Below are 20,662 nucleotides of genomic sequence, written 5' to 3'. Positions count from 1 at the left end.
TGCGCCACGGCCCCCCTAGTGGGGGGCCTCCTTGCCCAGGGTCGCGTGACGCAGCCACGTGCCCAGCGCCACGCGCGGCGCCATTCCCTGCGCGTCCGTCACCGGGAGGAGCGCATCCGTCGCCAGCGTGACGTCCTCGATGACGAGGTCCGGGTACGTCTCCGCGATGGCCATGCCCACCAGCGCGCTGGCCTTCTTCAGCGCCGTGGAGGCCGGGTGGCCCGCCGCGACGAGCGCGTTGAGCTGCGCGCGGATGGAGGGGAGTGACGGCGGCGCCGTGACCGGCAGCGTGGTGCTCGCGGTCACCGTCACCGGCGGCCCGCCCAGCGTGCCCTCCACCACCGCCTGGAAGACGGCGGGGCCGGCCTCCGGGGGCAGGCGCACCCAGAGGCGCACCTGCTTCGTCTCCCCCGCGGCCAGCGCGAAGGCGTGGCGCACGGTGCCGCCCTGCACCTGGCCGCCTCCCGCGTCCACCACCTCCGCGCCCGGCGGCAGCGCGACCCCGGTGGTGACGGGCACGGCGATGCCCGGGTTGGTCACCTCCAGCCGCAGCGGGACGACGGCGCGGGCGCCGGTGGGCAGCGCGCCCGGGCGCACCCGCTCCAGCAGGGCCCGGAGCACATCCGCGGCCAGGCTCGCCTGCCCGTCGCGCGTGGCGATGGCCAGCAGGTCCATGCCCGCGAAGCCCGCGTCACCCTCGCCGTAGGAGTTGAGCGTCAGCGCCTCCAGGGGCGTGGGCGGCAGCGGCGTGCCCGCGGCCAGGACGTAGGTGCCCAGCCGCTGGGCGCCGACCCGCTCCACGCGCAGGGGCCGCTCGCTGGCCAGCACCGCCAGCTCGCCGCTGAGCAGCGGGAACTCCGCCGCGTCCAGCATCACGCGCTCCACCTTGCTGACGGTGGTGCTCGAGTACCGCACCCCCAGCGCGTCCTGCACCGCCTTGTTGCGCGCGTCATGGTCGCCCGCGATGAGCAGCCCCTCGCCCCGGAAGACGGCCTCGCGCAGCTCCTTCTGCACCTGGGCGTTGAGGGTGAAGAACTCCGTGAAGAGGGCGTAGGCGGTGTAGCCCCCCGTGCGCAGCTCGTTGCCGAAGCGCTTCTCACCCTGGTCCTGCTGGATGAGGGTGTACGCCCAGCCCGCCTGGGTGAGCAGGGTCTCCAGGAAGGCCTTCTGGGCGAGCAGTCCCGGCGCGCCCGTGGGGCCGTAGGTGTCGTTGTCGTGGCCACTGCCCTCGACGGGCGCGTCGAGCAGCACCAGCAACCGGCCCCGGTTCATCGGCGTGAGCGAGGCCTCCAGCCGGACGGCCGGCGCCTCGACGCGGAAGGGCGCGAAGCCCAGCGAGCGCGTTCCCCCCGGCCCTTCCGCCTGGAGCGCGCAGGCGTAGTCGCCCGTGGCGAGTCCGGCCGTCGCGACCATGCGCGGCTCGACGTGGGGCGCCGTGCCCACCAGGTCCACGGTCTGGCGCGTCTGCGCCACCACCGCGCCCGTGCCCAGCGCGAGCACCTGGCGCACCAGCGTCACCCCGGCCGCGCCGCTCGCGGACAGGCTGCGCACGGTGTCCGTGCAGGTGTTGGGCACGCCCGCGGACACCTGCGGCAGCGCCACCGTCACGCCGCCCGTGAGGCCGTCCAGGTCCCGCCGCTCCACCTGGAAGGTGGTGGCGCGGGTGCTCAGCACCTGCCGGGTGAGCGCGTCCTTCAGCGTGAGCGTCACCGGGTAGGTGCCGGACGCGGCGTCGTGCAGCGTCAGCGGGAAGGGCAGGTCCAGGCTCGTGCCGGGCATCAACTGGTGCACGTCCCGCGTCTCGGTGGCCAGCACCGCGCCACCGGGCGTGCGCACCGTCACCTCCACCTTGGAGGGGGCCAGCAGCGCGTTGGGCGCCACGTTGGCCACGCGGCCCGTGATGCGCACCGCGTCCCACGCGCCGTACACCGGCTTGTCCGTGGTGAGGGCGGTGGAGGCGACGGCCTCCGGGGCGGTGATGCGCAAGGGAGCCACGCCCTCGGCGACCACGCGGCCCTGCGCATCCAGCAGCCGGCCGTGCACTTCATAGGGGCCCGCGAGCGTGTCCCCGGTGTCCCAGGTCGTGGGCAGGACGCGCTGCGCGCCCGGGGCCAGCTCGCCCAGCATCAGGGGCGGCAGCGTGGCCGTGGGCTCCGTGCTTCCGGCGGCACGGATGACCAGCGCCACCTGGCCGGAGGCGGACGCCAGGCCGGTGTTCGTCACCGTGGCGCTCAGGGCCACGGGCGTGTGCGCAGGGGCCGTGCCGGGGGCCGCCGCGATGGCGAGCGTCAGGCCGCTGGCCGCGCGCACGGTGGGCACGTCCAGGGGCGACTTCACCGTCTCCTCCAGGAAGGAGTTCTTGAACTCCAGCTCCGCGCGCAGCGCCACGGGGCGCGCCTCGCCCAGCGCCAGCGCGTGCAGCGTGAGGTCGAAGTCCACGTCGCGTCCGGCGTGGGTAACGCCCAGCAGCTTCCAGGTGTACGCGGTGCTCCCGTCCGGTCCGGGCACCGCCGTGGTGGGCGCGACCGTGGGGTTGGAGAGCGCCACCGTCGCCGGCAGCTCGACGTGCAGGTCCACGTCCAGCCCGCCCAGCCGCTCCAGGGCCTTGGGCATGAAGACCATCACGAAGCTGGTGGAGGCCAGCCGCGTGCTCAGGCCGTTGTTCACGTTGTCCCAGGAGCCGTCCGCGCGCTGGGTGGCGAGCAGGTACTGGATGATGCGGCGGATCTGCGGGTCGGTGGGAGACGGCTCCGTGTACTCCAGCGCGATGCCCACCATCGCCGCCACCAGCGGGTCACTGCCCTGGCCGACATAGCGGCCCCAACCGCCGTCCGCGCGCTGGCGCGAGCGCAGCAGGTTCGCCTCGTAGGTGATGGCCGCCTCCACCTGCGCGAGCAGGGCGCTGTCGTCCAGCACCGGGCGCGCCTCCGCGAGCCCCATCATCCGCAGCGCGTGGGTGAGGTTGTCGGTCGAGTTGTCCTGGTGGCTGGCGAGCAGGTAGCGCACCGCCCGGGGCACCTCCGCGCGGAAGGCCGCGAGCGCGGACGTGTCCAGCGGCGCGCGCTGGAGCTCGCGGAGCGGAGCCCCGGAGGCGGCGGCGACGAGCAGCCGCTCTCCCACGAAGGCCAGGGCCCGGGGCGCGCTCAGCTCCGCGACGCGCTCTGCGCTGCCGTCCGGACGCACGCGCAGCACTCCCTCCGAGTACGGTTGGGACGCGAGCACGTACACGCTGCCGTCCGGCGCGAGCACCATCCGCTGGGGCGTGTACGCCAGGCCTTCCGCCTTCACGGACACGGTGCGGTCCGCCGCCACCTGGAGCAGGTTGTACGCGGAGGCGTTTGCCACCAGCAGGCGGCCCTCCGCGTCGAAGGCCACGCCCTGGGGGTAGCTGAAGAGCCCGCCCTGCGCATACGTCTCCACCTGGCCCGTGGGGGACACGCGCAGCACGCGCTGGCCGTAGTAGTCCGGCGCGTACAGCCAGCCATCCGGCCCGAGCGCGCCGTCGGTGAGGTAGCCGCCCGCGAAGAAGTTGTCGCGCGTGCCGTCCCCGCGCACCTTGATGACGGTGGGGTTGGACTGCCGGGTGACGAAGAAGGTGCCATCCGCCGCGAGGGACAGCGAGGACACCGGCGTGGGCAGGCCCGTCACCACCGTCGTGGCCGCGCCCGTCACCAGGTCCAGCCGGTCGATGACGCCCTGGCTCTTGAGCGCGTACAGCGTGCCGTCCGGTCCCGTGGCCAGGTCGACGACGCCGTTCGCGCCCGTCGACACGCTGCCCACCGGCACGAGCGCGTAGTCCGTGACGCCCGCGGCCATGTCCGGGCGCGTGGCGTCCTTCAGCAGGTTGGCGAAGCCCTTCACCGTCAGGGCCGTGTGGCCCACGTCCGAGCCGAACCAGTAGCCGCCGTAGTCCGGCGTGAACCACGTCCGGTCCCCGGACTGCTGGCGGCGGTCGAAGAGGAAGCGCGCCGCCCGGTACTTCGCGCGGAAGGTGCCCGGCACGTCCGGCCACGCGGACAGCGACCACAGGCCCAGCGTCGTCTGCGTGCGGGTGAACTCCGGGTGGGAGATGCGCAGCGCGCCGTCCGCGTACGGGCTGGTGGAGACGTTGTTGTAGAGCGACGTCGCGGCCCGCCGGTCCACCGGGGCCTTGTCGAAGGAGCTGGCGAGTCCCAGCAGGCTCTGGGTCTGGATGTGGCAGCCCAGGCAGCGGTTCGCCCGGTGCCAGGCCTCCGCCTGGGGCGCGGTGTATTCACCACCCCGGCGCACCGCCTCCTTCACGAACGCGAACAGCGGATCCGTGCTGCCGCCCTGCGCGGTGTCCACGCCCTGCAGACCGATGTGGCCGCGCACCGTCTGCGTGCCCTCCGGCACGACGGTGCGGCTGACGGTGAAGCTGCCCGTGGCCTTGTCGCCCACGTAGAGCCGGTCCGTCACCTCACCCGCGACGCCCGGCGTCTGGGGCCGCACGCGCACCTGGAGGTTGCCCGCCACGAGCGGCGTGAAGCTGCCCAGCGACACCGTGGCGAGCCCGCCCACCGGCAGCGCGGCCGCGGTGGCCTGCGCCGTGTAGAGCACCTCCGACGTGTCCGGGTGCACGACGGTGAGCGAGTACGCGCCCGCCGCGAGCGGCACGTTGCCCGCGTTGCGCAGCAGCGCCGTGAAGGCCACCGGCGTGGGGACGCCCGCCTGGGTGAGCGGGGGCGACAGGCTCATCGCGCCACTCAGCGCGGAGGTGGGGAGGATGCGCGAGGAGGCCGCGGCCTCCGCCAGCACCTCACCGGTGGGCAGGGCGCGCGTGACGGTGCCCGGCTCCACCACGCGCAGCACCAGGCGGTACACGCCCGGAGAGAACTGCACCGTCTTCCACGGGACGGTGAGCGTCTTCTCCTCGCCCGGCGCGAAGCTGAAGCTGGAGGCGGGCTGCTCGGTGCCCACCGCGTAGGGCGTCACCGACGCGACCTCCGTGCCGGCCGCGTCCTGGACGACGCCCAGCACCAGCACCGACTGGGGCGCGCCCAGCAGGCTGGCGATGCGCGCTGTGAAGACGACGGTGCCGTTGGCGCCCGCCTCCGGCTGCGTCGCCTCCAGGGACACCACCTGGAAGCCGTCCGTGGACACCGGCTCCAGCGCGGAGTCCAGCGTGTAGCCACCGTGCGCGACCAGTTGCACGGCCACCGTCCTGGGCGCATGACCCACCGCGGAGACCTCCACGGTGAACTCCAGCGCCGGGATGCCGCTCAGGCTGAAGGCGCCATCCGGGCCGGTGAGGGCGGACAGCGCGGTGCCCGCGATGGCGACGCGGGCCCCCTGGAGGGGCAGGCCCTGCGCCGCGTCCGTCACCAGGCCGGACAGGGTGCTGGTGGTGGCGCTGCTGCCGGGCGGCGACAGCTTCAGCTCCACCACCGCCTCGCCATAGGCCCCCACCTGGATGGCGTAGGTGGCGGGGGCGTACCCCGGCGCCGCCACCGCGAGGTTGAAGGCCTGCAACGTCAGGTCCGCCAGGACGAAGCGCCCGTCCGCGCCGGTGGTGACGGACTGCCCCGTCTCCGTCAGCGTCACGTGGGCCTGGGCCACGGGCGTGCCCTTCACGCCGTCCGTCACGCTGCCCCGCAGCGTCAGCCGCGTGGGCGCGGGCGTCACGTCCACCGGGAACAGCGTCATCACGCCCAGCGCACCGCTCGCGCCCGGGCTGAACATGAGGCTGAAGGTCAGGGACTGGTAGCCCGAAGCGCTCAGCGTGCCCGCGTAGCTGCCGCGCGGCACGGACGCGAGCGCGAAGGTGCCGTCCGGGCCCGTGAGGACCTGCTGGCTGGCGCTCAGCGCGAAGCGTGCGCCCGCGAGCGGCAGGCCCGTCTTGCCGTCCACCACCCGTCCGGACACCGCGCCAGGACCGTCCTCCACGGGCACGTCGTCCGGCGTCAGCGCGGGGTGGGCCTCCAGCCTCCCGCCCGCCACCACGACGGCCTCTCCCGACACCGCGCGGTAGCCCGCCTTCTGGAAGCCCAGCGCGTACGTCCCCGGCGTCACCGGGCCGAAGTCGAAGTCACCGCGCGCGTCCGTGAGCACCGCGCGCGACGTGGGCCCCTGCAGGACCACCTGCACGGAGGACAGCGGCTGCCGCGTCACCGAGTCCACCACCGAGCCCGCCACGAGGCCCGTCTGCGTGGCCACGTCCAGCGCCAGCCTGCCGGCGAGGGTGACCTGCCGGGGCTGCACCTCCACCACGACGCTGGCGGGGAGGAAGCCCGCGCGGGAGGCGGTCAGCGTGAAGGCGCCCGGAGGCAGGTGGGGCAGCAGGAAGTAGCCGTCCGCGTTGGTGGTGACGGAGAGCTCCTCGGCGCCGCCCACGGCCACGGTGACGCCCGGCAGGGGCTCGGTGCCGTGAGCGCGCACGACGTAGCCCGCCACGGAGCCCGTGGGCGCCGGGGTCTCCCCCGTCTGCCGGGCCGCATGGACCTTGAGGGCCTGGAGCACCAGCGCGGTGGTGTACGCGTCCTGGCCCCAGCTGCCGTCCGGCGCTTGATGCCCCTTCAGGGCCGCCACGGCCGGGTCCAGCACCGCCGCCTCCGAGACGGTGGGCACCAACGCGAGCAGCGCGTGCGCGCTCACGAAGTCCTCGCCCCACAGTCCGTCCGTCCCGCGCCGGGACCAAAGGAACCCCTGGGCCCGGGTCAGCGCCGCCGCGACGCCTCCATAGATGGCCCGGTACGGCCAGAGCGAGCGCAGCGCCACCGCGGAGAGGAAGGGGGACGCCTCGTTGACGCCCTCCGCCCAGCCGCCGTTGCCCAGCTGGCACGAGAGGAGGAAGGCCACGGCCCGGGACGCCTGGGGCGTGGCGCCCTGGTTGGCCGCCGCCAGGGCCTCCAGCGCCATCGCGGTGTCCCGCACGCTTGGAGCGAAACCCAGCTGGTGGGAGAAACCCCCGCCGCGGGTCTGGAGCGAGAGCAGCGCGTTCGCCGTGAGCACGGTCGGCCGGCCCGCGAGCGCGGTGACCGTGAGCCTTCGCGCGAGCAGCTCCGCGTGGACCTCGGTCCGGGAGTCGAGCCAGGTGAACGCCGACTCGAAGCCGGGCAGGAGCGCCTGGTCGAGCAGCAACTGCGCGCGCAGGACCTCGGAGGTCGTCTGCGAGGGCGTCGCGAGCGAAGCAGGCGTGTCGCCGTAGCTGCCGTCCACATTCTGCTGGGACGCCAGCCAGTCCAGCTCCGGGCCCGCGAAGGCCTCCACGGAGCACAGCAACACCAGCACCGCGGCCATGACCCCGCACTGACGCAGCGCGTGCCTCTCGACCCCTGCTCGCATGAAAAAGGCTCCCCCTCAACCGGTGTGCCCCACCGGCCGACACCCCTCAAACGTGGAGGGGTGAAATCCTTGTCGTCCTTTCAACGGACGGGGCGGGGACGCCGGGTGGGGCCCTCCCGAGGCCCGCTATGTCCCTGCGGCGTGAGCACGCCCCTCCTCACCCTGCTGGCCCTCCTGGGCTTCGCCGCGAACTCGCTGCTGTGCCGCGCGGCCCTCTCCGGAGGCGCGGCGCGCAGCATCGACGCGGGCGCGTTCACGCTGGTCCGGCTCGCGTCGGGAGCGCTGGTGCTCGCGCTGCTGCTGCGGCTCCGGCGGGGCGGACCCACGGCGGCGGGGCACGGGAGCTGGGCCTCGGCGCTCGCGCTCTTCGTGTACGCGGCGGGCTTCAGCTTCGCCTACGTGCGCATCGGGGCGGGCGTGGGCGCCCTGCTGCTCTTCGGCTGCGTGCAGCTCACCATGCTCGCGGCGGGACTCGCGCGCGGTGAGCGGCCCCGCGCGCTCGAATGGGCCGGGCTCGCGGTGGCGCTCGCGGGCCTCGCGGGGCTCACGCTTCCTGGAGCGAGCGCGCCGGATGCGCTGGGCGCGGGGCTCATGGCCGCGGCGGGCGCGGCGTGGGGCATCTACAGCCTGCGGGGACGCGGGAGCACGGATCCGCTCGCGGCGACGGCTGGCAACTTCCTGCGCGGCGTGCCGCTGGCCCTGGCGCTCGTGCTGCTCTCGCCCGCGCTGGACGCGGCCCCACACCTTTCGTCGAAGGGGCTGCTGCTCGCGGCCACCTCGGGCGCGCTCGCCTCCGGCGTGGGCTACAGCCTCTGGTACGCGGCGCTGCCCCACCTGAGCAGCGCGCGTGCGGCGGTGGTGCAGCTGTGCGTCCCGGTCATCGCGGCGATGGGCGCGGTGCTGCTGCTCGGCGAGCCCCTCACCCAGCGGCTGCTCCTGGGTGGCGCCGCGCTGCTCACGGGCGTCCTGCTGAGCCTCCATGCAAAGCAGCGGCCTCCCGCGAATCACTGACATGGGACACCGGAATTGTTCCGCAATTCCAAACATCGCGACCGCTCCGCGCGCAGCTTTCCAACGACATCATGATTTAAATACAAACCTTGACCCGCATTCGCGTATGCATTTGCATCGGCGTCTCACCATCGAAAAGGAGTACCGCATGATGCTTCGTGGGTTCGCGATGTTCGCCGTCGTCTCCATCTTCGGAATGGGCTGCGGTGGCGCTGAGGTGACGGACGGTGCCGAGAGCGGGATGCAGCAGACCGGTCAGGCCTCCTCCGAGCTGCTCAGCAGCTGCGAGACGCTCCAGACCCGCCGCTGCACTCCGGGCGCGGAGACGGGCTGCCAGTGGGCCAATGGCACCTTTGGCGAGTGCTTCTGTCAGGAGATCCCCGCCAACAAGTGGGTCTGCCTGAGCAACTGAGGTCCCCGCGGCGACCACCTCTGACAGGGCATTCCCTGTCAGAGGTGGAGCAGGGTCAGCCAATGGCTGGCGGCTCGGGCTCCAGGAGGTGCGGAGGCTCCGACTGCCCTTCGTCCCGGAGCCTGAGCGCGCGGTCGATGCGCGCGGCGGCGCTGATGAGGCCCAGGTGGCTGAAGGCCTGCGGGAAGTTTCCCAGCTGCTCGCGCGTCAGCGGGTGGATCTCCTCCGCCAGCAGCCCCAGGTGGTTCGACGCCTCCGCGTGCGCGACGAAGACGTCCTCGGCCTCCTGGATGCGATTGGCCAGCGTCAGCGCCTCCGCCAGCCAGAAACCGCAGAGGATGAAGCCTCCCTCCGGCCCCCCCACCCCGTCATCCATCCGGTATCGGCGCAGGAACGGCCCCGTGCCCAGCTCCGCGCGCAGCCAGTCGAGCGTCCTCACGATGAACGGATCCGTCCCCCGGAAGCAGCCCACGATGGGCAGCAAGAGCAGCGCGGCGTCCGGCTCGTTCCCTCCGTAGAAGCCGACGAAGTGCTTGCGCGCCGGATCCACGCCGTTGCGCAGGATGTCCGCCCGGATGACGTCCGCCAGGGCGGCGCTGGACTGCTCCAGCGCCGTCTCCCCGAAGAGCCGTGCCAGGTGCTGCCCCCGGCGCAGGGCCAGCCACCCCATGAGCTTCGAGTGGACGTTGTGCCGCATCTCCCGTCGCGGCTCCCAGATGCCGTGGTCGGGCTCGCTCCAGCGGCGGGCGGTGGTCTGGATGACCGAACGCAGCAGCCTCCAGGTGCGCAGCGGCAGCTTCCCGCCGGAGCGCTCGTAGAGGTACGCGGCGTCGAGCAGCGCGCCCGCGGTGTCGAACTGGAACTGGTCCTTCGCGTCGTTTCCCAGCCGCACCGGCCGCGAGCCCTGGAAGCCCGCCAGGTGCTCCAGCTCCCGCTCCGGCGGCACGGCGGCCCCGTCCAGCGAGTACATCACCTGGAGCGCGTCCCCGCGCTGCAACGTGTCGCGCACGAAGTAGAAGAACTCGCGCGACTCCCGCTCGAAGCCAAGGAGGTTGGTGGCGCGCACCGCCATCGCGGAGTCGCGGACCCAGCTGAAGCGGTAGTCCCAGTTGCGGGGCCCTCCAATCCACTCGGGGAGTGAGGTGGTGGGCGCGGCCACCATCGCGCCCGTGGGGCCGTACATCAGCAGCTTCAGCGCCAGCGCGGAGCGCAGCACGTGGTGCCGCCACGGCCCTTCGTAGTGGAGCTGTTGCGCCCACTCGCGCCAGGCCTGGCGCGTGTCCCGCAGGTGGTCGAAGGGCCGGTACGCGGCAAGCGGCTCCGGCCGGTCGGAATCCCACGAGAGGATCATCCAGCGCCGCTCGCCCGGCCCCATCCGGATGCGCGTCTGGAGGCCCGAGTCTCCCCGGCAGGCCTGGCCGTGCGGCGACTCGCAGGGCCGCCACTCCGCCTCCCCGCTGAGCACGGCGACCAGCCGCTCCCCTCCCGACCCGCGAGCGACCAGGCCGTGCTCCTCCCGCTCCACCCGCGTCCGCGACGCGCCGTAGCCGAAGCGCGGGTCGAAGACGATGTTCAGCTCCACCGGGCCCTCCAGGCACTCGATGCGCCGGTGCACCTCGTGGACGGTGGAGCGCGGGTCGTTGGTCCACGGCATGTAGTCGATGATGCGGATGGCTCCCTTGCGCTCGAAGCGGAACAGCGTCTCCAGGACGTTGGTGTCCGGGTCGTAGCGCTGCAGGCTCTCGAAGGGCCACACGACGGGCGTGATGCCGGTGATGCCTCCCTTCTCGTCATCGAGGATGCCCGCGAAGACGCTCGGGCTGTCGAAGCGGGGGAAGCAGAGCCAGTCGATGACGCCGTCCGGCCGGACGAGCGCGCAGGAGCACCCATCGCCAATCAGCCCGCGGCCCGCCAGGGGGACCTCCCGGTAGGACGCCGGGTTGGTGAAACGGAACGGGCGGGCCATCCGCCTGGCGGCGCTGTAGAGGTCCATGGGCAGGCGTGTCGCGCGTCAGGAGCGCGACCTCCCGCCTCAAGGTAGCGACCTCCGCGACGGCCGCACCCGGCACCCCATCCACGCGGGCGGCCCCCTCCCCGCCCCCTCCGTGGCCCGGGGGACGTGCCGCTACTCCCCGCCGTTGCGGACGGTGGGGGCCCGCAGGGGTGAGATGAAGCCCGAGTAGACCATCCGGTTCGGTGAGCAGCGCCCGGGGTTGCCCACCTTGTCCGGCGTGGCGTTGCCCGTCATGGCGGTGATGACCGCCTGCGGCGCGGAGGCGGGATGGGCCTCCAGGAAGAGCGCGACGATGCCGGTGACGTGCGGCGTGGCCATGGACGTGCCGCTCAGCGTCCGGGTCGCCATGTCATCGCTGGCCCAGGCCGAGAGGATGCCCTCGCCGGGCGCGAAGACGTCCACGCAGTCGCCATGGTTGGAGAAGGACGCCCGCCGGTCCGCGCTGGTGGTGGCCCCCACGGTGATGGCCTCGGCGGTGCGCGCGGGAGAGCGCCTGCACGCGTCCTGGTTCTCGTTGCCCGCCGCCAGCACATACATCACGCCCGCCGCGATGGAGTGGCGCACGGCATCGTCGAGCGCCGCGTCCTCCCCGCCCCCCAGGCTCATGTTGGCCACCGCCGGGGACTGGTGGTGCTCGGTCGCCCAGTCCACGCCCGCCACCGCGCCCGCCGTCGTCCCGGAGCCCTCGCAGTTCAGCACGCGCACCGCGTGCAGCGACGCGCTCTTGGCAATGCCATACACGCGGCCGCCCACCGTGGCGGCCACGTGGGTGCCATGGCCGTTGCAGTCCACGCCGTTGCGGCCGTCGTTGACGGCGTCGAAGGCGATGTCCGCCCGCCCGGCGAACTCCTGGTGCGTGGGGCGCAGGCCCGTGTCGATGACATACACGTGCACGCCCCGGCCCTGCGTCTGGTACTGGTAGAGCTGGTTGAGCGGCAGGTCGCGCTGGTCGATGCGGTCCAGTCCCCACGTCGCATCCGACTGGCTCTCCTCCAGCGTCACCACGCCATTCTGTTGCACGTACGCCACCTCGGGCGCGGAGGCCATGGCACGGGCCTGCTTGTCGCTCATGCGCGCGGCGAAGCCCCGCAGCGCGTGCGCGTACACGAGGAAGGCCTTGCCGCCGAAGCGCTCGGTCAGGTTCCGCGCGACCACATCCGGCGTGGGCGCGGCGTCCCCTTCCCGGGGCTCCTTGAGCACGACGACGTACTCACCGGAGACCGGCTTCGCGACCGTGAGGAACTTCTCGCGCACCGGTGTCTGGACGGATGCGGTGCCACGGCAGGGTGTGTCATCGGGTGGCGGGATGGGATTGCCCGCGCTCTGGCACGCCGACAGCAGCAACAGCACGCAGGCGGACGCGACCGTCCGCGACAGGAGCTTCAGCGACATGGGTTCCCCCGGGGTGGCACTGACGCGGCCTTCCCAGTGGAGTAACGCCTTCTGACTCAAAGTGATTGATGCCCCGCGGGGCCGCGAAACGTCCGAAACCCCCACCCGAACCGCCGGCGCGCTGGCGCACCCGCCGTCTCTTCAGGGCTTCCGCCCCTGGCTTTCGGCCCAGTCGAGCACCCTGGCAAGCTCGTCCTGCCAGTAGAAGCCGGGAGGCAGGTCCGGCGCGATGACGCCGTCGGCGGTAGCCGCGCTCACATGGAACCGCGCCTGCTCGTAGCCTGGAGTGTGCAGGCGCTGAATCATCCGGATCAGCTCCACCGCGGGGAGGTTGTCCTGGGAGAAGAGTGACAGCAGGTCCGTGAGCCCATCGGCCCCCAGGAAGGACTCCAGCCCCAGGTCCGCCAGGGTCGCGCGGTCGCGCTGGAACTCCTCGCGCGCGTCATACTGACACCCCTCGGGCATGCGCCTCAATCCAGCGGGTGGGCGGCTCCGCGCAGCGTCTCATCGACGAGCGACACGGGAACGGACAGGGCCGCGGCCAGGCCCTGCAGCTCCATGAACTCCTCTTCCGCCACGTTGCCATCCGCGGCCGCCACCAGGGTGAGGTGTTGCAGCAGCCGGGCCCGCTCGGAGGTGGCCGCTTTCTCGCGCACCCGGGCCGCCACGTCCGTCAGCTCCCGCCGGGCGGCGTCGATGGAGGGCAGCACGCCGACGTGCTCGGAGCCGAGGAGCGCCGAGAGCGCCCGCAGCTCCCGCTCGGAAACGCCCTCGTGCGCGTGGGCCACCAGCAGTCCTCCCAGGAAGAGGGCCCGCCGCAGCAGCTCGGCGTGGGGGGACTGCTCTTCGAGGTAGGACGCGTCCATCTCCCGGAAGTCTCGCTCGATGATGGAATCCACTTCTTCGTCCGAGAGGCCCTCGCCCCCAGCGGCGCGGCCCACCAGCGCGCGGTAGGTCTTCGACTTCGAGAAGGCGACGACGGCGCGCACGCGAAGGGGACTGAAGGGGTGGGTGCTGAAGCAGTCCAGCGTGTCGTCGTCCTCGTGCGGCTTCGCGCGGGCCGAGGGCGCGGAGACGAGCGAGTCCACCTGACGCGAATACGCCTCCAGGTCGGGCTTCACGAAGCCGGAGGCAAGCCCGCTGGCCAGCTTGAAGAAGCCGCTGGCGGCGGCGTCAGGGTCCTTGCCACACAGCAGGCCGGCCCGGTCCGCGCTGACCTCGGCCGCCCGGCACCAGAGGTACAGCTTGAGGGCGGTGTGGCGTGGGACGATGACCCCCGCCGCGTCCTCGACGATGGCGGTGGCGGGCATGGGAATGGCGAAGTGCTCGAACGTCAGGTGGCCCAGTTCGTGCCCCATGACGAAGCGCAGCTCCGCCTCGGTGAACACCTCGATGAGCCGCGAGGAGAGGACGATGAGGGGATGACCCGACGGGTTGTAGACCGCCGAGGCGTTGATCATCGGGTCCGGCTTGACGAAGACCTCGACGGGCTTGTCGTAGCCAAGCACCTCCTTGCAGTCGGCCAGGGCCTCGGCGACCGCCGGAGCCATGGAGCGAGTCAGCCGCAGCGAGTTGGCGAGCAGCCGTCGCCGCGCGGTGAAGCCGAGCCCCGTGGTCACCTTGTCCACGCGCTGCAGCGCCCATTTGACGTCCTTGTCGGCCAGCAGTTCGGTGCGCAGCTTGCGGTCGAGGGTGGACTGGAAGGAGCTCGGATTCACGTTCGCCATGGCGCAGCTCCTGTCTAGCGGGCGTACTTCATGGAGAGCACGTCGAGCACCTTCTGCACGGTGCCGTCGTCGATCTCCAGGATACGCTGCATGGCGGTGAGCAGCTCGTCCTCCGTCTCGCTCACGTCCCCCGAGGCCATGGCCAGGTCCGCGGCAAGCACGAACGCCTTCTTGCGCACCCTCTCGCTGGAGAAGCCGGAGAGAGACTTCACGGACTCACGCAGGTTGGAGTAGCGGGCCACGAGCTTCCTGGCCTCGGCGTAGACGTCCTGGAACTGTTTGCCTTCGAACTCCGGCAGTTGGGTGAAGTAGGCCTCGACCGCTTCCACCTCGGCCTGGTCGAGGTACCCGTCGGCGCCAGCCATCAGGAGCATCGTGTGGAGCAACAGCACGTCGTCCGACGCCTTCTTGGCCGGAGCTTCGCTGCGGAACATGCTCAGAAGACCCATGGTTTTTCCCCCCGTTGGTATGGAATCCGCTTCCGGTGTGAAGCGAACGGGGAACAGGCTAATCGCAGCCGCCACGGAAGGTCCATGGGCTGACGGTCGCCACCGTCATTGTCCATGTTCAGTGGACCTTCCACAGACGGAGGGCTTCCTCCGCGATGATGTCTGGGTTCTCCTCCTGGAAGAACAGCTTCCCGCCCGGCACGAAGCGGATCCCCTGGGAGCCGGGGAACATGCGGTCGAGGTAGTGCGCGTCCTCGCTCGAGAAGAAGTCGTCGCTCTCCCCCCAGACGATGCGGACCGGGACGTGGGTGCGACGCAGCTTCGTCTCGATTCCCTCCAGCGGGTTGGGGAGCAGCGCCTTGTGGAAGGCATGGTACTGCGCCTGCCGCTTCGGTGAGCTCACGACGGGCGAGGCGTAGGTCTCGATGACCTCCTGGGTGAGGGTGTTGGGGTCCTGGAAGACAGCCGCGCCGAACGTCGAGCGGGCCATGGCCGGGTCGGTGAGCCACTCCGCGGTGGAGGCCGCGAGCGTCCCAGCGCGAGCCAGCTCAATGGCTGGCATCACCTTGGGCGGAGGGCTGTTCGGCTCGGTGTCGCAGTTCGTCAGGAGGAGCGTCCGGACCCGCCGCGGGAACCTGACCAGGAAGAGCTGGGCGACCGCGCCGCCGCTGTCACTGGCGACGATGTCGACCTGGGAGACGCCGAGCGAGTCGAGCAGGGCCGCGAGCATGTCCACCTGGTCGGCGGCGGCCAGCGACTGGGACTCGGGGACCTCCGAGGAGCCCAGGCCCATGAAGTCGGGAGCGATGCAGCGCCGGACGTCGCACAGCCGGTCGAACGCGCCGCGCCACTGGAAGCCATTGAGGGGCGCTCCGTGGAGGAACAGGGCCGCGTCGCCCGAGCCGCGCTCCACGTAGGCAATCTTTCCGAACGGGAGCGGAGCGAAGCGTCGCGCCGCGCGACAGGCCGCCGCGTCCGTTACCCGGGCCGCGGTGACGCCAGCCGTGGCTCCCGGGCATGAACGGATGATCTTCCGTGTTGCGGCCCGGCAGTCCCAAGGGGAAGGATTTCGCGATGACCGATCGACCCTCGTGCCACCCGAGCCTTCCGGCCGCGCTGGTGACGAGCCTTGGCCGGGGCGCATGCCGTTGCTCGACGTGCTCACGTCTCCGGTTCCGTCCGGGCGGTTCGACTCGCCGGTGGATGACCGCCATGTCCTCTGTCTGCACATGGGGGAACCGGTGCCGGTGACGTATCGCGTGGGGAATGCCGAGCGTCAGGGGGCGCGCCTCCACGGTCAGTTCTGCGTGGTTCCGGCGGGGTCGAGCACGCGGTGGACGTTGTCAGGCCCGGCGCGGTCGTTGCTCCTGCGGCTGACGCCCGCGCTGATGCGGGAGGCCGCGGAGTCCCTGGGGTTGGGGGCGCAAGGGGCGGCACTGGATCCGGCCATCCACATCCGGGACCCGCAGGTCGAGCGCATCGGCTGGATGATGCAGGCCGAGGACCACGATGGCTATCCGGGGGGAAGGCTCTTCGTGGACAGCCTGGCGACGGCGCTCGCCGCGCGGCTGGTCGCGACGCAATCCCACACGGGGGCCTCGGCGCCCAGGCGTCGCCACGCATTGCCGGCGTGGCGGCTGCGGCAGGTGGTCGAGTACATCGAGACGCACCTGGACGAGGACCTGACGCTGGCGGAGCTGGCCGGGGTGGCGGGGTTCAGCCTGTCTCACTTCAAGCCGCTGTTCAAACAGGCCACGGGGATGCCGGTGCATCGGTTCGTGATGGAGCGTCGCGTGGAGCGCGCGCGGCTGCGCTTGATGGAAGGGCGCCAGAGCCTGACGGAGATCGCGATGGAGGCGGGCTTCTCACACCCAAGCCACATGGCCCGCTGCCTGCGCCGCTTGCTGGGCATGAGCCCGACGGAACTCACCCGACGTCACGGAGAGAACGAACGATGAGCGATTCAGACTGTCTTGCCGAAGCGGAGCGGATCCAGCGGCTGCTGGCGGAGCAGGCCGCGCGGCATGACCGGGAGACCTCCCTGCCTGAAGAAGGCTTCGAGGCCATGGCCTCATCCCCGCTGAACACCGCGCTGCTGGAGGGGGCCTCGTGGCTGACCTTCGGGCGAATCGTCAGCATCCTGAGCCGGGGCAGCGCCTCCTTCGGCACGCTCTGGCTGATGCATCAGGGCTCGGGGCTCGCCTTCCTGGCGCTGCCGGAGCCCGCGCTGGTGGCCTCATTCAACGACAGGTTCCGCCAGGGAGCCTGGTTCGGCAACGCCCTGTCCGAGCCCACCAGCGGCAACATGTTCCTCATGCCCCACCAGGAGGCCCGCCGCGTCGAGGGCGGCTGGCGCCTGTCCGGGGCCAAGCGCTTCGTGTCGGGCAGCGAGCGGGCGGGCTACCTGCTCACCAATGCCGTGTGTGATGGCCAGCCCGCCTTCTTCCTCATCGACAAGGACGACTCCATCCGGGTGGAGGATGTCTGGGACACCCTGGGAATGCGGGCCACGCGCAGCCAGCTCCTGCACTTCCAGGACACCCTGCTGCCGGAGTCCCGGCGGCTGCGGCTGGATCCCTCCCAGCCCAACCCCATCGCCCTGGGCCTGCCGTGGATCTCCATCGGCATCGCCGAGGCGGCGCTGGCCTTCGCCATCTCCTACGCCCGGGAGCGCAAGCTGCCTCCAGAGAACCAGGCAATCGCACGGATGCAGTGGGTCCAGTTCTCGGTGGCGGAGATGAGCCTCCGGCTGGAGGCGGCGCGGGCGCTGGCCATGCGCGCGGCCATCGCCACGGATCAGCGCGAGCCGGACTTCCCCGTGCTGCAGATGCAGGCCAAGGCCGTGGCCAATGAGGCCGCCGTGGCCATCACCACCGCGGCCATGGAGCTCGCCGGAGGCTCGGGCTACATGCGGAGCCACCCCATCGAGCGCTACCTGCGCGATGCCATGAGCGGCCCGCTGATGGCCTGGTCTCCAGCGGTGATCCGCGACTTCCTCGGCAAGGCCCTGCTGGGGCTCCAGCCGCCACCGCCCCGGACCTGAGCCTCGGCCCACGACATGGCGGCCGTGGCGACCCCGGGCGCTCTTCGGCTAGGGTGCCCTCCGTCCCGGGAGCCCATGAGATGTCTTTGAAGCCACGTTCACTGTCTGCCTTTCTCGTTTGTTGCTGTCTGCTCATGGGCTTGGGGTGCGAATCCACTCCGGATGAGCCGACGCCCCTGCCGGACGCTGGCACGAGCGTGGATGCGGGAAGCGACGCGGGTCCGGATGCCGGTGTGGACGCGGGCCCGGACGACAACACGCCCGAGGGGCCCCCGCCGCCGGGCGTTCCGGAGGGCCACACGTTCCTGCGCCCGTCCGCGACGCGCGTTCACACCGTGGCGTGGACGGATCCCCAGGTCACGCTCCGCTTCGCCTTCCTGGGCCAGGCCGGGCGGCACTACGACTTCCTCGTCGAGGAGTACCAGCGGTGGATCATCCTGACGTTGAAGGACCCGTCCGGAGCCGTCCTCGAGCGCCGGGAAGGCGGCGTCGCGATTCCCCCCCTGACCACGCACTGGTCGGGGTTCACCCAGGAGGGCTTCTACACGCTGGAGGTCTCGACGGAGCCGTTCGAGTTCCCCCGGGACCTGGTCTTCCGCCTGGTGGATCAAGGGCCGGACGCGCACGGCGACCTGCTCGCCACGGCAGCCCCCTGGGCTCCTTCGGAGCAGCCCCTGATGGGACAGGGAGAGCACCCGGGGGAGCGCGACGTGTTCTCGTTCTCCACCGTGGCGGGCCACGTCTATTCACTGGGCTGCGACTTCTCGCACCCGGGCTGGCGGCTGTCCTTCTTTGATCCGGTCCTGAACTACTTCGTCAGCGAGGTGACCAACGCGAACGCCACGGAGCTGCAGGCCTCCACGGCCTTCAAGGCCCCGGCGGAGCGGTTCCTCGCCATCGTCCAGGCCAACAACTCCCTGGTGGCCCCGTCCCCTTCCGCCTACCAGTGCAGGCTGAAGGACGAAGGAGCGGACGACCACGGTGAGCGCATGGAGACCGCGACCGCGCTCCCCCAGGGGACGACGTCCATCGCGGGGCGGCTCGACTTCCGTGCGGACTTCGACGTCTTCGCGCTGAGCGTCCAGCCCGGACACCACTACCGCGCCACCTGCGACCCCGGCGCCACGCCCCCCGACTGCCGGGTCCTCACGGCGCCGCCGGGCGGCGAGTTCGAGGGGTTCAACGACATCGTCATGGCCTTCAAGGCGGAAGGGGCCTCCTACTACGTGGGGGTGAGGGGGGACGGAGTCCTGCGGGCGCGGTGGACGTCCGCCCCCTACACGCTCCGGTTCGAGGACCTGGGCCTGGACGACCATGGCGACACGCGGCAGACCGCGACGCCGATGACCGGACCGTCGCAGACCGTCACCGTGCACATCTCTGAATTCATCGACGAGGACTACCTCTCCTTCGAGGCCGTCGCCGGGGGGCGCTATCGCCTCAGCGGCGACTGGAGGGACACGTCGACCGGGGAGCAGCTGTTCTCGACGCTCTACGATGCGCAGGGGCGCACCATCCGGGCGCCAGGACAGCACGTCGGCTCGCGCTGGGTGAAGGAGTTCACGCTGCCCACGGCGGGGACCTACTTCTTCCGGATGAGCGTCGGCCTGCGAGAGAACCTCATCGACCACACGGTCCTCTTCGAGGCCCTGGACCCCTGACATGAACATGAATCAGCAGTGGCAATCTGTCCTTCTCCTGTCCGCCGGGCTCGTCCTCGGTGCGGGATGTGATTCCACGCCAGAGCCTCCGCCGCTCGTGCTCGATGCCGGCACGGACGCGGGGGCGGATGCGGGGACGGATGCGGGCGGGGACGCCGGTCCGGATGCGGGGAGTGAGCCGGAGCCTGACGCGGGGAGCTTCGCCTGCGCGGACGATGGGCCGGTCGGGGACGCGGGCGTGCCGGATGGCGCCACGCTGCTGACGCCCTCGGACGAGGTGCACACCCTCACCTGGCCGCCCGGAGGGGGCGTGCCGCTGCACTTCGCCTTCGTCGCCCGCGGATGCCGCCACTACGACTTCACGGTGGAGCCGGGGAGCCTGGGGTACTCGGTGGTCCTGCGGGACGCCGCGCGCACGCGGCTCGACTCCGCCGACCAGTACAGCGACGACCCCAGCTATCCCCCCAGCCCGCTGCACTGGTCCGGGCTGAAGCACGGCGCCGTGCACACGTTCTATCTGCTCCCGAACAACAGCCAGCCTCGCGTGCCGTTCCAGTTCCGCCTGGTGGACCGCGGACCGGACGACCACGGGGACCTGTTCCTCCGGGCGACGCCCTGGACGCCGTCGGAGAAGCCCTTCACGGGCTACAGCGAGCATTGGGGCGAGCGGGACCTGCTGTCGTTCGAGACCACCGTGGACCACGTCTACGCGCTCGGCTGCACCTTCCCGAACCCGTCCTGGGAGCTGCGGATCCTCGACAGCCAGCAGAAGGCCCAGGGCCGCGCGTATGACCCCAACGACCGGGAGACCGAGGGCGAAGCCCGCATCAAGTCCCTGGGAGGCACCTACGTTGCCTCCATCCAGGCCAACGCGTTCCTGGATCCGTCCCAGCCCTACACCTGCGTGCTGAACGACCTGGGGCAGGACGACCACGGGGACACCCCGGAAGCGGCCACCCCGGTGCCGGCGGGTACCGCGTCCGTGCAGGGGAAGATCCAAGCGCCCGGGGACCGCGACGTCTTCGCCCTGTCCGTCCAGCCCGGGCACCACTACCGGGTGTCCTTCACCCTGACGGGGCAGAGCCAGGGCTCGATCCAGGATGCGCCGCCGGGGGGCCCGTTCGGCACCCACCCCGCTTCCGCGGGCATCCCCACCTCGACGTCCTTCAAGGCGTCCCAGGCGACGCACTCCGTGCAGATGACGGGCTCGCCCGCGCTCAACTCGAAGTACGTGACGGGGAACTACACGCTCCAGGTGGAAGACCAGGGCCTGGACGACCATGGGGACACCCTGGACACGGCGACGCCCCTCCCGGACGGTCCCCAGACGCTGTCCTACCGGATCGCCAACGCCATCGACCACGACGTCTACACCTTCCAGGCCATCGCCGGACGGCGCTACCAGCTCGACTGTCCCTGGAAGGTGTCGGGCGCGAAGCACCGTCCGGATGTGGGCTTCCTCGACGCGAAGGGAACGCGCCAGGCGTACACCCTGGAGGAGCGGGACGACGTGCGCTGGCAGGCCGACTTCACCGCGTCCCAGAGCGCCACCTACGCGCTCGATTTCTCGGCGGGCTCCTTCACCTCGCCGGGGACGGTGCTGGGCGACATGGCCTGTCGCTTCGAGCCCCTGGACCCCTGAGGCGCACCC

13 protein-coding genes are annotated in these 20,662 nt (G+C 71.7%); 6 read left to right on the top strand and 7 right to left on the bottom strand.

Annotation, left to right across the window (positions count from 1 at the left end):
• Positions 1–15: 15 nt before the first annotated feature.
• A complete protein-coding gene (locus JYK02_RS38205) occupies positions 16–7,302 on the bottom strand; it encodes a carboxypeptidase regulatory-like domain-containing protein (protein WP_207057891.1) in 7,287 nt (2,428 codons plus the stop codon).
• A 141-nt stretch (positions 7,303–7,443) separates the two neighbouring features.
• Here JYK02_RS38205 and JYK02_RS38200 point away from each other — a divergent pair, with 141 nt between their 5' ends.
• Positions 7,444–8,313, top strand: coding sequence for an EamA family transporter (locus JYK02_RS38200; protein ID WP_207057890.1), 870 nt, complete (start codon positions 7,444–7,446; stop codon positions 8,311–8,313).
• 148 nt (positions 8,314–8,461) lie between these two features.
• A complete protein-coding gene (locus JYK02_RS38195) occupies positions 8,462–8,725 on the top strand; it encodes a hypothetical protein (protein ID WP_207057889.1) in 264 nt (87 codons plus the stop codon).
• Between the two features lie 55 nt (positions 8,726–8,780).
• On the opposite strand, the gene JYK02_RS38190 is transcribed toward JYK02_RS38195, so the two are convergent.
• The 6 genes from JYK02_RS38190 to JYK02_RS38165 form a co-directional block, all read right to left on the bottom strand.
• A complete protein-coding gene (locus JYK02_RS38190; protein ID WP_207057888.1) occupies positions 8,781–10,718 on the bottom strand; it encodes a glycoside hydrolase family 15 protein in 1,938 nt (645 codons plus the stop codon).
• Positions 10,719–10,850: 132 nt separating this feature from the next.
• A complete protein-coding gene (locus JYK02_RS38185; protein ID WP_207057887.1) occupies positions 10,851–12,131 on the bottom strand; it encodes a S8 family peptidase in 1,281 nt (426 codons plus the stop codon).
• Positions 12,132–12,272: 141 nt separating this feature from the next.
• The gene (locus JYK02_RS38180) at positions 12,273–12,596 is read right to left on the bottom strand and encodes a hypothetical protein (RefSeq protein WP_207057886.1); all 324 of its coding nucleotides are present in this window, start codon (positions 12,594–12,596) and stop codon (positions 12,273–12,275) included.
• Positions 12,597–12,601: 5 nt separating this feature from the next.
• The gene (locus JYK02_RS38175) at positions 12,602–13,858 is read right to left on the bottom strand and encodes a M48 family metallopeptidase (protein ID WP_207057885.1); all 1,257 of its coding nucleotides are present in this window, start codon (positions 13,856–13,858) and stop codon (positions 12,602–12,604) included.
• 14 nt (positions 13,859–13,872) lie between these two features.
• Positions 13,873–14,292: a tellurite resistance TerB family protein gene (locus JYK02_RS38170; RefSeq protein WP_207057884.1), complete on the bottom strand. Its 420-nt coding sequence runs from the start codon at positions 14,290–14,292 to the stop codon at positions 13,873–13,875.
• Between the two features lie 133 nt (positions 14,293–14,425).
• Positions 14,426–15,220, bottom strand: coding sequence for an alpha/beta fold hydrolase (locus JYK02_RS38165; RefSeq protein ID WP_347402681.1), 795 nt, complete (start codon positions 15,218–15,220; stop codon positions 14,426–14,428).
• 229 nt (positions 15,221–15,449) lie between these two features.
• On the opposite strand from JYK02_RS38165, the gene JYK02_RS38160 reads away from it, so the two are divergent.
• The 4 genes from JYK02_RS38160 (at position 15,450) to JYK02_RS38145 (ending at position 20,653) form a co-directional block, all read left to right on the top strand.
• Entirely contained in the window at positions 15,450–16,265 is an 816-nt protein-coding gene (locus JYK02_RS38160) for a helix-turn-helix domain-containing protein (protein ID WP_207057882.1), read from the top strand.
• Entirely contained in the window at positions 16,262–17,350 is a 1,089-nt protein-coding gene (locus tag JYK02_RS38155) for an acyl-CoA dehydrogenase family protein (protein ID WP_207057881.1), read from the top strand. Before JYK02_RS38160 ends, JYK02_RS38155 begins: the two co-directional genes overlap by 4 nt.
• Before the next feature lie 134 nt (positions 17,351–17,484).
• Positions 17,485–19,011 (top strand): PPC domain-containing protein, encoded by a 1,527-nt coding sequence (locus JYK02_RS38150; protein ID WP_207057880.1) that lies wholly within the window; start codon positions 17,485–17,487, stop codon positions 19,009–19,011.
• Between the two features lies 1 nt (position 19,012).
• Complete coding sequence (locus JYK02_RS38145; protein WP_207058385.1) at positions 19,013–20,653, top strand: hypothetical protein; 1,641 nt, start codon at positions 19,013–19,015, stop codon at positions 20,651–20,653.
• Positions 20,654–20,662: the final 9 nt, after the last annotated feature.

It is taken from the genome of Corallococcus macrosporus, assembly GCF_017302985.1.
In the GTDB taxonomy this organism is placed as follows: Bacteria; Myxococcota; Myxococcia; order Myxococcales; family Myxococcaceae; genus Corallococcus; species Corallococcus macrosporus_A.
This window is presented reverse-complemented; position numbering and strand designations above follow the sequence as displayed.

What these genes read in the sequence shown, in the direction of transcription:
- JYK02_RS38190 (WP_207057888.1), bottom strand. Translation starts at nt 10,718, where the DNA reads ATGGACCTCTACAGCGCCGCCAGGCGGATGGCCCGCCCGTTCCGTTTC.
- JYK02_RS38195 (WP_207057889.1), top strand. Translation starts at nt 8,462, where the DNA reads ATGATGCTTCGTGGGTTCGCGATGTTCGCCGTCGTCTCCATCTTCGGA.
- JYK02_RS38160 (WP_207057882.1), top strand. Translation starts at nt 15,450, where the DNA reads ATGCCGTTGCTCGACGTGCTCACGTCTCCGGTTCCGTCCGGGCGGTTC.
- JYK02_RS38155 (WP_207057881.1), top strand. Translation starts at nt 16,262, where the DNA reads ATGAGCGATTCAGACTGTCTTGCCGAAGCGGAGCGGATCCAGCGGCTG.
- JYK02_RS38180 (WP_207057886.1), bottom strand. Translation starts at nt 12,596, where the DNA reads ATGCCCGAGGGGTGTCAGTATGACGCGCGCGAGGAGTTCCAGCGCGAC.
- JYK02_RS38205 (WP_207057891.1), bottom strand. Translation starts at nt 7,302, where the DNA reads ATGCGAGCAGGGGTCGAGAGGCACGCGCTGCGTCAGTGCGGGGTCATG.
- JYK02_RS38175 (WP_207057885.1), bottom strand. Translation starts at nt 13,858, where the DNA reads ATGGCGAACGTGAATCCGAGCTCCTTCCAGTCCACCCTCGACCGCAAG.
- JYK02_RS38145 (WP_207058385.1), top strand. Translation starts at nt 19,013, where the DNA reads ATGAACATGAATCAGCAGTGGCAATCTGTCCTTCTCCTGTCCGCCGGG.
- JYK02_RS38150 (WP_207057880.1), top strand. Translation starts at nt 17,485, where the DNA reads ATGGGCTTGGGGTGCGAATCCACTCCGGATGAGCCGACGCCCCTGCCG.
- JYK02_RS38185 (WP_207057887.1), bottom strand. Translation starts at nt 12,131, where the DNA reads ATGTCGCTGAAGCTCCTGTCGCGGACGGTCGCGTCCGCCTGCGTGCTG.
- JYK02_RS38170 (WP_207057884.1), bottom strand. Translation starts at nt 14,292, where the DNA reads ATGTTCCGCAGCGAAGCTCCGGCCAAGAAGGCGTCGGACGACGTGCTG.